General features: G+C 35.6%; 12 protein-coding genes and 1 pseudogene. 6 read left to right on the top strand and 7 right to left on the bottom strand.

What is annotated here, in order from left to right; translation table 11 throughout:
* Positions 1 to 123, top strand: a complete 123-nt coding sequence (locus tag H6F47_RS28785) for a hypothetical protein (protein ID WP_347239065.1) — start codon at positions 1 to 3, stop codon at positions 121 to 123.
* Here the strand turns inward: H6F47_RS28785 and H6F47_RS05435 are convergent.
* From H6F47_RS05435 to H6F47_RS05425, 3 genes are all read right to left on the bottom strand, one after another.
* On the bottom strand, positions 113 to 862 hold the full coding sequence (locus H6F47_RS05435) for a phycobilisome rod-core linker polypeptide (RefSeq protein WP_096566547.1): 750 nt from the start codon (positions 860 to 862) through the stop codon (positions 113 to 115). The two genes, H6F47_RS28785 and H6F47_RS05435, sit on opposite strands and share 11 nt — an antisense overlap.
* An 864-nt stretch (positions 863 to 1,726) precedes the next feature.
* Positions 1,727 to 2,470 (bottom strand): Uma2 family endonuclease, encoded by a 744-nt coding sequence (locus H6F47_RS05430; RefSeq protein WP_137668701.1) that lies wholly within the window; start codon positions 2,468 to 2,470, stop codon positions 1,727 to 1,729.
* Positions 2,471 to 2,643: 173 nt separating this feature from the next.
* Positions 2,644 to 3,612 carry an ROK family protein gene (locus H6F47_RS05425; RefSeq protein WP_096566549.1) on the bottom strand — a complete coding sequence of 323 codons (969 nt, stop codon included), beginning with the start codon at positions 3,610 to 3,612 and terminating at the stop codon, positions 2,644 to 2,646.
* Positions 3,613 to 4,111: 499 nt separating this feature from the next.
* On the opposite strand from H6F47_RS05425, the gene H6F47_RS05420 reads away from it, so the two are divergent.
* Both H6F47_RS05420 and H6F47_RS05415 read left to right on the top strand, forming a co-directional pair.
* The gene (locus H6F47_RS05420) at positions 4,112 to 4,291 is read left to right on the top strand and encodes a hypothetical protein (protein ID WP_190346287.1); all 180 of its coding nucleotides are present in this window, start codon (positions 4,112 to 4,114) and stop codon (positions 4,289 to 4,291) included.
* Positions 4,292 to 4,610: 319 nt separating this feature from the next.
* Positions 4,611 to 5,594: a sucrase ferredoxin gene (locus H6F47_RS05415; RefSeq protein ID WP_190647955.1), complete on the top strand. Its 984-nt coding sequence runs from the start codon at positions 4,611 to 4,613 to the stop codon at positions 5,592 to 5,594.
* Positions 5,595 to 5,710: 116 nt separating this feature from the next.
* Here H6F47_RS05415 and H6F47_RS05410 read toward each other — a convergent pair whose 3' ends face one another.
* Together H6F47_RS05410 and H6F47_RS05405 are read right to left on the bottom strand one after the other, a co-directional pair.
* On the bottom strand, positions 5,711 to 6,193 hold the full coding sequence (locus tag H6F47_RS05410) for a DUF29 domain-containing protein (protein WP_190346289.1): 483 nt from the start codon (positions 6,191 to 6,193) through the stop codon (positions 5,711 to 5,713).
* A 169-nt stretch (positions 6,194 to 6,362) separates the two neighbouring features.
* Entirely contained in the window at positions 6,363 to 7,229 is an 867-nt protein-coding gene (locus tag H6F47_RS05405; protein ID WP_190647953.1) for a zinc metalloprotease HtpX, read from the bottom strand.
* 151 nt (positions 7,230 to 7,380) lie between these two features.
* Between H6F47_RS05405 and crcB the strand changes: the two genes are divergently transcribed.
* Positions 7,381 to 7,779, top strand: coding sequence for a fluoride efflux transporter CrcB (gene crcB / locus H6F47_RS05400; RefSeq protein ID WP_190346356.1), 399 nt, complete (start codon positions 7,381 to 7,383; stop codon positions 7,777 to 7,779).
* A 75-nt stretch (positions 7,780 to 7,854) separates the two neighbouring features.
* Here crcB and H6F47_RS05395 read toward each other — a convergent pair whose 3' ends face one another.
* Entirely contained in the window at positions 7,855 to 9,462 is a 1,608-nt protein-coding gene (locus tag H6F47_RS05395; RefSeq protein ID WP_137667728.1) for a peptide ligase PGM1-related protein, read from the bottom strand.
* A 665-nt stretch (positions 9,463 to 10,127) separates the two neighbouring features.
* Between H6F47_RS05395 and H6F47_RS05390 the strand changes: the two are divergent.
* Together H6F47_RS05390 and H6F47_RS05385 are read left to right on the top strand one after the other, a co-directional pair.
* Positions 10,128 to 10,295 (top strand): annotated as a pseudogene (locus H6F47_RS05390) (NAD(P)-dependent oxidoreductase); the annotation flags it as partial.
* A 177-nt stretch (positions 10,296 to 10,472) separates the two neighbouring features.
* Positions 10,473 to 10,730, top strand: coding sequence for a hypothetical protein (locus H6F47_RS05385; RefSeq protein WP_096566562.1), 258 nt, complete (start codon positions 10,473 to 10,475; stop codon positions 10,728 to 10,730).
* Positions 10,731 to 10,887: 157 nt separating this feature from the next.
* Here the strand turns inward: H6F47_RS05385 and H6F47_RS05380 are convergent, their stop codons facing one another.
* Complete coding sequence (locus tag H6F47_RS05380) at positions 10,888 to 12,435, bottom strand: mercuric reductase (RefSeq protein ID WP_137667730.1); 1,548 nt, start codon at positions 12,433 to 12,435, stop codon at positions 10,888 to 10,890.
* Between the last annotated feature and the right edge of the window lie 72 nt (positions 12,436 to 12,507).

Below are 12,507 nucleotides of genomic sequence, written 5' to 3'. Positions count from 1 at the left end.
ATTACCAATTACCAATTACCAATTACCAATTACCAATTACCAATTACCAATTACCAATTACCAATTACCAATTACCAATTACCAATTACCAATTACCAATTGCATGGTAATATTACAAGCTAACTACACCATAATAGGAGAGAATTACATAAACTATGAATGCAAAAAAGACGAGATGTTCTATGAAAAAAAGAGGTGATGACATCAATAAAGAAACTGGATTGTAAGGAGGTTTGTGCTGCTTCCACCAATGTCCTACAGGTGCTTTAGCTTGGAAATATCCAAAGTTCTCTAGTTGTTGACGATGGTATTGATCATAACGAGGAAATTGGCTAAAAGGTAACTCTCCTCTACTATGTTGTGCAATAATTCTTCGACGTTGATAGGGAACAGTATTATCACCAAAATTGGTTTGATACTCCTCACTATTTAGCAGTGCATCAATGAATCCTTGTAAACCCTTAGTCCCAATCACAATAGACCAGGCCATTGTTTCTTGTTTACTGTAAACATTCCTGCCCAAAACTCGTTGTATACTCATTTCCACGAATCTATAATTGTTATTCGCGTTGTAGTTACGTAAGCGGAATGTTTCAGATAATAACAATCCCCGAATAAAATCCCTAACAGTAATACTTTTGTGTTTTAATTGGGATTCTAGGGCTAATTGACGGTTGCTAACTAGAATTTGTTGTTCGTTGAATATTTGACGATAAGCAGCCCAAATTAACTGATCAATTTCTGCTGTGTCTGGTGTTCCTTCTGTAGTGTAAATTCTTGGATATTCTTCTCCAGGAATTTCAAAACTTTTAACTCTTTGGTTTTGGCTGGATGGAGCGTATTTTAGTAGAGGAATAGTCATGGTGATCCTGTTGAAGTTGTAAAAATGAGGATTTCAGGATTTACGCAATAACTTTGATTTCTAACGTTAGTTGGTATATCTGCACTTACCAACTTCTGTTAAATCTAAAAGTTAAAATTCTGATTCAATTTTGAAAATCATTGTCTACTTTTACAACTAAATAATTATTAAGAAATCAACGATGTCAGAAAAACTTAAATAATGAGGAGCATGGTTGTTTTCCTAACCACAAAGTAGCATAATCTCTCATTACATGATCTTCTGTATCTAAAGTAGCTGTAAGATTGAGAAAGATGTTAATTACGTAAAAATTCAGGAGTCGTAGGGGCGAAGCATTCGGAAAATAACCTGTGATAAAAATTGATAATTGTTCGTCCGAATGCTTCGCCCTTACAAGAAAATTGTGATAAAAATTGATAATTGTTCGTCCGAATGCTTCGCCCTTACAAGAAAATTGTGATAAAAATTGATAATTGTTCGTCCGAATGCTTCGCCCTTACAAGAAAATTGTGATAAAAATTGATAATTGTTCGTCCGAATGCTTCGCCCTTACAAGAAAATTGTGATAAAAATTGATAATTGTTCGCCCGAAAGCTGATGCTTCCAGCACGCTTCGCGAACGCCCTTACAGGAGGCAGCAGGCAGAAAGTATAGGTTGAAATGTTTGATAAATCAGTAGATTATCAAATAGTGGGTTTGGGAGTACCCTGGAAAAAGCTGACTGCTAAAGGCTGATAGCTGAATGCTTACTTAATTACTGATTAAAAAATAAAAAATCCCCTACTTTTGGCAGCAGTTGAGGATTTAAGATTTTTGAATTTATGGTTAATTTATGTGAACAATGTGAACACATTTAAAACAAATTTAATCAGAAATGCCAGCATCTCGCAGACGTTTTTCTAATTCTTCAAGGCGTTTTAAGGCGGCTTCTTTAGCAAGTCGTTCTTGTTCTTTAGCAAGTCGTTCTTGTTGTACTAACTCAGAACCCCAAAGTAACAAATTACCATCTTGATCCCACCAGCGTAACCAGTAACCTTGACGGTTTTCACGCTTTCCTTGCCAAACACCTATAAATAGTTCCATTTCTGCTAACCAATAACGGTTATTATCATTAGGGGAACGTAATTTATAAGCTCCGATTTCCTGCAAATTATGTACTTCTAATTCCCCGGTGTCTGGTTGAAAAATGATGTAGTTAGGAACTTGTAAAACTTGTTCATAAAAAAACCATTTTCCTGGGGGATAGGTGCGTTTACTGGAATATTCACTTCCTTCTGTATCGGAAAGAAATTCCATTACCACTACAGGAATTTGCCCCTGTTTATGGGGGGTGTAGCTGCGTTGAATTTGCTCTCTAGGTACGGTAATTTGCGGTACGTAAGCCCAATCAGGGGCTTTGATGACAAATTTGCCATTTACGGTGGCACAGATGCCATAATTAGTGGTAGCTATAGCAGTTTCTGGCAGTTTACCCGCGAGTTCTAGGCTTTCGGTTAATGCTGCTGCTAGACTCGGTTGGTTGACATTATCCACAGGTTCATCGTCTAAAATGAAGTCTTCGGGTAAGAGTTCCCAGGTGATATTGGTGGTGGAAGCACTTACAACCATAGGAAACATAAATAAGGGATTAAATTTTAGTATAGCGTGTGATTTATCTGACTGAATTTTAGATTTGAAATTGTGAATTTTGGCGTAAATAATTCAAAATTTCAAATTTAAATAACAGGTAAATAATAGGCGATCGCATTGGATAATCTGAAAATAATTACTTCACAAAATAATTACCTCATTACATCCAAACCTAAAGCTACCGCCCCCCACAATGGCGCATCATCTCCCAAAACCGCCCGCACTACTTCAAAATTCACTTCTGGTAAGGCGGTTTCCTGGGCTATTTTGCGTACAGTTGCCCAAAAACTATCCCCAGCTTTTGTCACTCCACCACCTAATACAAATCTTTGCGGGTTCATTAAGTTAGCAACATTACCAATACCTACACCTAGCGCCCAAGCAGCTTTGTATAATATCGCTTTTGCTAGTTCATCTCCATTTGATGCGGCTACACTGACTATTTGCCCGGTGATTAAGTTTAAATCATTACCTACTAACTGCCTCAGTATGTCACCTTTTGTACCTCCCCCAGAATTAGGCGGTTGTTTTTCCAAGAGTTCTTTGGCATTTTGGGCAATATAAGGACCAGATGCAAAACGTTCTACACATCCGCGTTTTCCACATAAGCATACTGGACCTGTGGGATCTACTACTATATGGCCAATTTCTCCGGCCATTCCTCCCGCACCTTGCCAGAGTTTATTGTTGAGTATCCAACCTCCGCCTACTCCTGTACTAATGGTAATGTAAAATAAGCTGTCGTATCCTTGACCTGCACCAAACCGATGTTCACCAATAGCAGCTACGTTAGCATCATTATCTATGCTGACTGGGGCGTGATATTCTTCTTCTAGCAAGAGTTTGAGGGGAATGTTTTCCCAACCAGGTACATGATGGGAAAGTCTCACCATTCCTGTGTCTGCGTCTACTGGTCCACCAAAGCTAACACCAATGGCATCGGGTTTACGTTGATCTAATACGGAATCAATGAGCGATCGCATAATTTCTATATCACTTAAAGCATCCGCATTTGCAGGTGAGAGTCTATTTTCATGACGCAACCATTCTCTAGAACCTGCTTCTACTGTCGCTGCTGCTAGTTTAGTTCCACCAAAATCAAGAGCTAATATTAATGCCATAATTGATAATTGATAAGTGGTAATTGGTAATTGGTGATAGAAAAACAGTTTGACTCATTACCGATTAACTATGACTATTCCCCATTATCTCGTTAATAAAATTTTGCAGTCGTGTATAGTGTGACCCTTTCCAATAAATTTGGATTTTAGATTTTAGATTTTGGATTTTGTATAGAAATATCTATTTTTTTATGATTGGCTATAGTTTTAAATGTGAAGATCATTTTTGACATTTTGTTTAAAAATACAAAGTTTTAAATAAATAGCAATATTTTGTAATATAACCTCTTGGTTATTTATATGATTGAAAAATCTAATGAAAAATTTAATGATTATTATATTAAATCATGATTCGCTGGATGTAAGCTAGATATAATGAGAAAAATTAGCAAAAAATAAAGATTTGAGCAATTACTTGCTTTTTCATTTAAATTCTGTTACAGTTGATACATAAATTCAAAAATCAAGCATCATAAGACTTTCAGCATCTTCTTGTTTGATGAACAGCAAGTACAGCACCACGGGAGAAACAACAGATGAAAACTGCCATAACTTGCTAAAATTCTACCTTTGGGGTGATGACAGGCGCATTTTTACCATGCCCGTTGCCATAGGCTTGCTCGGTTATATTTTTTTGTTGTTAGTTGAGAATATTTATCATTATGAAGACACTAACTGATACAATCCGACTTCTTGAAAGTAAAATTTTATATATAAACATAGATATACATAACTCAGCTACTGATGAAAATAAAGCACATTAAGATTTAAGCTATTTAATTCCGATTAAATAAATTTAAATCAATAGATGCTGATTTTTGTAAAGAAAGGATTTATTAGCCGGAAAAACTGGAAAAAACCAGAAGCTTATAAAGTGGCAAGATGTCTTAAATTGCTAAATCTATGAACATCAAAAAACACTAAAAGTAGTAGCTAGAGACACAATTTTACTGTTTATTTATCTTTGTCCATACAACAAATTCTTGGGAAAAAATGATATGAATAAGTTTTTTTGCTCAGACTACTCAAGACAAATAGGAGAAGAAATAATTGGTAGTGCAACCAACTACCAAACTTATATTTTAGTAGAATGTCCTACTCCTTGGATGTCAGAAGCATTTACTTCTAAATGGGTTCCTGACAACTTGCGGATTTTAGTTGCAGAAGTGCAGCATAGTAAATTACCAATTCGGTTTTTGTTAATTGCTAATGATGACTCTCATAGAGTAAAAGAAACTACATTATTAATTTATCAAAAACAAGAAGGTTTAAGTCATGGCTACCGCAAACAAGAATTTAAATTACCAAATATTGAACAAGTAGCAGGAGTTGTACGGAAATGGTTATCCGGTGGAAATCCTGATTTTCAAGTAGAAAATAGCGTTACCAGAGATATTTTAATTTGTACACATGGTAGCCATGATCAATGTTGTGCCAGATATGGTAATCCTTTTTATTTTCATGCTAAAAATACTATTTCTGAATTGCAATTTGATCATGTAAGAATTTGGAGATCCAGCCATTTTGGCGGACATCGTTTTGCACCCACAGCTATAGATTTACCAGAAGCAAGATATTATGGTGTACTAGATCAAGAATCTTTCAGATCAATTTTAACTCGGACTGGTGATATTCAAATTTTGCATAAAGTTTATCGGGGTTGGGGAATTTTGCCCTATGTATTACAGGTTTTAGAAAGAGAAATGATTTTTAGTCAAGGATGGAATTGGTTTAATAATAAAGTAGCAGGTAAAATTTTAGAGCAAAGCATGGATAATAATACAATGTTAGCAGAGCTAACTTATGAAAATCCTGCTGGTTATCTTTATACTTACCAGGCTAAACTGGTGAAAGATGCGGTGAAAACGCGAGTTTTAAAGAGTTCTTGTCATGCAACACAAGAATCATTAGTTATTAAATATGCTGTAGATAATCTTGTGTTAGTTGATAGGAAAGTTGCTAGTTATGCCAATAATTATTAATTGCAGAAAGTAGAAAGCAGGAATAAAAAAAGTTGATTTTTGTAGGGGTTTAGCAATGCTAAACCCCTATTTTTTGAATCAAAGGATTACGCATTTTACAACCAAGTTACAGACTTTTATATGTCACTTGCTATATCCCCATAAAAATCTTCATTTAATAACTGTTCTAACGTAAAAGGAAGATCAAGAGGATATTCTGATTCATCGGGTTTTCTCACTCCTAATTTAGCATTTTTGCTTTCTTTAATTGCCAGTTTGCGAGCATCGGCATAAGCTATAAAAATAACTTCATCCAGATAATTTTTAAAAGAAGGATTTTCTGCTAAAACTTTTGTAACTCGAAACCGATGTTCCGTAACAAAACTGTACCAACTTACTTTCATCATTTCAGGAGCATCAGCTTGAACAGTTAATTTGAGTAAGTGAGCAATTAAAATTGTTAAATTACTCAAAAATGACCGTTTTTCTGATTTACCCATATCTTCTAATTCTACAAGCAAATGTTCCCAATCAATATCATTAAAATTGTGTTTTTTAATTTGTTGAATGATGGTTTCTCGCCAAAGATTAAAATCTTGTTCATACAATTGATTGTTCATAATCTGATTGTTCATAATCATCTGGGGAAAGTGAACTCTTGTTTTAATTTAGTTGAAAAATATTGACTTGTAGTGTCGAAAAATCAAAATTGAATAAAATTCAACCAAAAATAGAATTAATAATTAAAATCTCACATCCCCGACTTCTTCAAGAAGTCGGGGATATAATCTAATAACTACCTGCCAACTCTCTTTCTATTTTCAGCAGTGCTTCTACACGGGCTTCTGTTGCTGGGTGACTAGAAAACAAATTACCTAAAAATTGCCCAGAAATAGGATGAATAATTAATAATGGTTCAAAGGCTGGATTAGCATTTAAAGGCATTTGTCTAGCGGTTGCTTCTAGTCTTTGTAAAGCCTTAGCTAAAGCGCGGGGATTACCTGTTAATTTAGCAGCACCAGCATCAGCAGAAAATTCTCTAGTGCGGGAAATTGCTAATTGAATAATTGTGGCTGCTATAGGTGCAAGCATGACTGTTAATAGCACTCCTAGAGGATTACCACCCCTATTATTATCTCTAGAACCACCACCAAACCAAAGGCTATAACTTAACATTTGGGCGAGGAAAGATATCGCACCGGCGACAGTAGCAGCAACGGCTTGAGTTAAAGTATCACGATTAATAATGTGGGTGAGTTCGTGGGCAATTACGCCTTCTAATTCTTCCTCTGGTAAGATGTTTAAAATACCTTCGGTAACAGCAACCGCAGCGTGTTCTGGATCTCTACCCGTAGCGAAAGCATTGGCAGTTTGACTAGGAACAATGTACACTCCTGGCATGGGAATATTAGCACGTTCTGATAGTCTTTCTACCATGCGATAAAGTCCTGGTGCTTGGGCTTCGCTGACAGGTTGGGCGTTATAAACTGCTAAGGCAATTTTATCAGATTGATACCAAGAAAATAGGTTGGTAACTGCTGCTAAACCGATGCCGATCATTAAACCGCTACTGCCACCAATTATCCAATAACTAATGGCAATTAATAAGCCACTAAGGGCGGCTAATAAAGCAGCAGTTTTGAATTGATTTCCCATAGTAGTTTTCTCCTGTTAATCTGCATGATTTTGTTTAATTTGTACTAGATAATAGCTTTGGTTTAGCTATGTTTTGATTGTATCGAGTTCAACTATGGTGTACAGTGATGAAAACCTCTCCCACCAGTACGGGTTTCACGCTGTAAATGCTATGTTACAAGATCCTAATTTGCGTCAAGCGTTAGCTGTGAGTTTAGGGGCGATCGCTGGTGCTTTAAGTCGATATTATTTAACATTATGGTTTGCATCCAGATTTGGTACAAGTTTTCCCTATGGTACGTTTTTTATTAATGTTAGCGGTTGTTTAGGAATGGGATTTTTTACAACTTTGGCAGTAGAAAAGGTAGCGATAATTTCCCCAGAATTACGTTTAATGATAGCTACTGGTTTTTTAGGTGCTTACACAACTTTTTCTACTTATGGTTTAGAATCTCTGGTTTTAATGCGTGGTGGTAATTTATTAACTACTGCTGGTTATTGGTTTGGTAGTGCGATTTTGGGAGTTTTTAGTGTGCAGTTAGGTGTAATTATTGCCAGGTTTTTTAGGTAATTGATAAAAATTAATTCTGATTCCTGTAAGGGTTTAGCAGTGCTAAACCCCTATCGAATACTGGCTGTTTACAATTCAACAATAACCAGCAGTATCCCCAGCAATGGGAAAAGCATAATCGGAAAATAGGTTATAACTATTATGTTCGTCACTGGTTTCTTGATCCAGAACTTTGACAACTTTGTTATAAATTTCTTCTGCTTGTTGGGGAGAATCTCCAATACTTGTTAATCCTAATTTGCCAAATTGAGACAGACAACCCATGAGATGAAATACTGTTCCTGTTTCAGTACCCGTATCAAAATGTAATCTATGATGGGCAATAATATCCATTAAATCATTAGGTAATAATCCCCGATATTGATCTTTTTGTAAGTTGTCTGTAGCGACGTAATATTTAGCTTTTCCTTGTTGACTATAAAATAAACCTGTGGACAAGTCATAGCGTCCATTAGTTAATAATTTCAAAGTCATAAAAGGGTGAGTAGTTCCACCTTTGCGGAGGTTAATTTCTATTGCTTGAATATCCCATTTACCATTACCTTGATCAACTACGACAAAATCAACACCAAATCTTTCTAATGCTCCTTTTTCTGCTAGTTTTTTACCTACTTGTAAACCTAAAGTCTGTAATTGTACTCGATACTTTTCATCCGCAGGAAAACGACAACCAAGATAAATTTGTCCGTCTGGTCCGCCGAGAATTTGATCATGGGTGGAGAGTATTTCTACTTTTCCATCAGGTGTGATTCGTCCTTGAACACTAGGAGAAAATTTGATTTCACCTTCTACAAATGCTTCGACTATTGCGCCTAATTCTGGGATTCTTTGAGAAAAATTACCCCAAGTTTCTTGTGTAGCTTGAAAGCGCAAATTTGTAAAGTTATTACTGATTTTTTCTACTCTTTCACTGTGGGAACTTGTCCCTGGTGCAACATCTAGCAATGGACGCAAATCCAAAAGCGCGTTTCCTTCTCCAGAAATACCTTCATTTAGTTTCACAACCATCCGTTTTAATGTTGGTTGACTTTCCCATAAATTAGCTGCTGCTGTTGCTAAATCTTGATATTTCCAAACTAATTTACTACCATCTGGATGGGGTACATTGCTTTGATGAAAAATTTCTCTACTCCCGCTTTTTGTCCCCCAAATTTGTAAATCTGGTGCAGCAGCATACAAAGGAACATTCAATTTTAGTGATAATTCTGCTTCCCAAAATGTGGAATTGTAACAAGTCATAAAAGCTTTATCTAACCGCAAAGCTTGACGAATTCTTTCTATCAAACGCGGCCGTTCTAAGATTTTTTGACTGAGCGGTTTTAGGGAAGAATCATAAGTAGAAAGTAGTAATAAACGATGACGAGCATGGGAAAATGGTATTCCTGGTAGTAGTTGTAAATAGTAGTCAATAATGCTAGGGTGTAGTGGCATTGATGTTACATAAATTAACCTATTGCGGGGATTTCGCAACCGGATTAAAGAAAATAGCAATCTTTCTTCATAATGTTCGCACCCTGCTATTTTTTGCAGTTCCCGTTGATCGATACTTAAAGAAGGAACAATTAAAATATCCGCTTCACTGTTGTCAAATAATTCGCTAGTTTTCCAGCGATCGCGCAAAGTTAATTGTAAGTTACGAAACTTATCAATCTGCTCTAGCTCGGAAATATTCATTTTTACCATAACCCATACCCCACATTTGTACCAAAATATATCTCTCTTCAGTCTTTCTATCTCAGGTATATCCCAAGGAAGACATGAGATGATGCTTGTGTATGTATCTTTTTGTTAATTGAGTAAATAATTTGAAATGGTTATTTGAGTTATCTTCAGTTTAAATATTGTCACCAATGAGTTTTTAAATCTACTGATAATGTATCAAATCTGTGAAATTACCCATATTCATCATCAGGCAAAATCCATAATTGACAATTAATTATAACTACATCTTAGGGTTGATAAAATTAACATTTTCTTTATTTCTTGGGAACGATAAACAACCAGGAGATAATAGTTAAATTAAGAGCAGATGTCAAGGATAAATCCTGCATCAACAGAGAGTTGTGTACTTGTTTTCAGTGGTTGGATTAAGAGCGTGTGAGATGTGAGGAGGAAGCTTAAAAATCCGCGCCCATTTGCCATAAATGAGCGCATTTTGCAAATATTAGTTTGCAAATATCCGGGGTATAAAAGTCTGAAATTGCCAAAGACTAGTGGGAGCGTAAGCAAAAAGTAAACCTTGGATCGATAATTTCCATCCAAGGTTTATTTTTAGTAATTGATAATTAACAATTGATAATTGACAATTTTTGCAGAAGTTTTAAATGTTTTTAAATTAGGAGTAAATTATGCCGGCAGAAAAGACATTACAACCGCCACAAACACAAGAAACACCTGGTTTAGAATCGGAAATGAAACCAAGACCCAAAGCGGAAGATGAAAAATATAGGGGTAGTGGAAAATTAAAAGATAAAATCGCTATTGGTCGTGCGGTAGCGATCGCATTTGCTAAAGAAGTGTTAATTTTCCGTTGTTAATTGTCCATTGTTGAATCACTCATTCCTAGATACCCGACTTCGTTGGAGAAGTTGGGTATTTATATTCTCTATATTCTACCATTAGAGGGATGATTTAAAATACAGAAATTGATAATCTATTTAGGTAAAATTGTATAATCAATAATAACTAAATCTATGGTATCGCCAACACAATTACATGGTACAGAATTAGTAGATTGTGCTAGAGCAAATGCTAAACAAGGCATTAAAATTGCTGCTTATCAATGTGGATATGCTGATGATATTAAAACATTTGCTGAAGAATTACGCATAGCTTGTGAACTGATGAATTTAAAAGTTAAAGAATTGAATGAACTGATTACTGACCAGGATATGATTTTAAGAATGGGTACTGGTGAAATTATTGCTCCTGAAACAGAATCAGAACTTTAAAAAAAGTTAGAAGTCGTAGGGGCGAAGCATTCGGAAAATAGCCTGGTCAGAAAATTGATAATTTGTTGCCCGAATGCTTCGCCCTTACAGGAGTCAGAAGTGAGAATAATTTTAATAACAGGAAAAAAATAGACGCTCCTGATTAAATTTCTACCTATCAAGAAAACTTAGTTAAAAATTTCAAAAGTCTTTTAGTTCTGGGTGTTAGTAGTGTACGACGATAAGCGTCTGCTGCTTTTTTAATTGCTTCCGCTTGAGTGGGGTAAGGATGAATTACATTGCTTAATTTACTTAAACCAATTTTATGAACAATAGCGGTAGTAAGTTCTGAAATCATTTCTCCTGCATGACTCGCAACAATGGTTGCACCGATAATTTCATCAGTTCCTTTTTTGTGGTAAATCTTTAAAAATCCCAATTCTTCACTATCAGTTATTGCTCGATCTACATGATTAAAATCAATTTTAATTGTCGCCACTTCTAAACCCATTTTTTCCGCTGCTTCTGCATACATTCCCAGATGGGCAATTTCTGGATCGGTATATGTCACCCAAGGTATTACTAATTTACTGAGTTGAGAACGTCCTAAACCAAAAGGCGAAAACAGCGTATTTTTAATAACTATTCTAGCAGCAGCATCCGCCGCATGAGTAAATTTCCAATTCATACATATATCACCTGCTGCATAAATATTAGGGTTGGTAGTTTGTAGATAATCATTTACCTTGACACCATGCTTTTTGTCATACTCTACACCCACCGCTTCTAAATTCAAACCTTCCACATTTGGCGCTCTTCCTGCACCTACTAAAATTTCATTAACAGTTACAGAATCTCGATTTCCATTAGCTGAAAAATACAGCCGTTTGCCTTCCGTTACTGTCACCACTTCTTCTAACTGACAATTTAAAACTAATCTAATTCCTTCATCACTAAAAACTTTTTGTAAAATTTCCGCTGCTTCCCGATCTTCTTTATTTAAAATATGCGAACCTTTATGAAATAACGTCACTTCACAACCCAAACGCCGAAAAGCTTGCGCCAATTCACAACCAATAGGACCGCCACCAATTACCGCTAATTTATCTGGTTTTTGAATGAGAGAAAATACATTTTCATTAGTTAAAAATCCTGCCTCTTCAATACCTCTAATTTCTGGTTTAACTGCTCTTGCTCCTGTGGCAATTACCGCTTTTTTAAACTTCAGAATTTGTCCATCAACTGCTATAGTATTATTACTAGCAAATTTACCACTTCCTAAAAAAACATCTACTCCTAAATTTTTGAATCTTGCTGCTGAATCATGATGACTAATACCTGCTCTAATTTTACGTAATCTAGCCATAACTGTGGCAAAATCAACATCATAATTTTGGGAAATATTCACACCTAAATTTTTAGCTTTGCCAATTTCACCAACTACACGGGAAGAACGAATTAAAGCTTTAGATGGTACACAACCAACATTTAAACAATCTCCACCCATGAGATGTTTTTCAATTAATGCTACTTTTAAACCCAAACCTAAACCCGCAGCACCCGCGGCAACAACCAAACCCGCAGTACCCGCACCAATTACTACTAAATCATAACATTCCGCAGGTTGGGGATTTACCCAATTTTCAGGATGTACATTAGCTACCAATCTTTGATTATATTCATCCATTGGTAAAACTGTGATTCTTTCAAATTCTAAATTAGACATTAATATTGCCTCTAAAAATGTAGTATAAATTATCTTGTGATTGTCGTTTTAATTTAATCCGGTGTTGTATTT

The sequence above is a fragment of the Sphaerospermopsis sp. FACHB-1094 genome (assembly GCF_014696195.1).
GTDB classification, from domain to species: Bacteria; Cyanobacteriota; Cyanobacteriia; order Cyanobacteriales; family Nostocaceae; genus Sphaerospermopsis; species Sphaerospermopsis kisseleviana.
The sequence above is the reverse complement of the archived record's forward strand: the minus strand, read 5'-3'. Positions and strand labels throughout refer to the sequence as shown.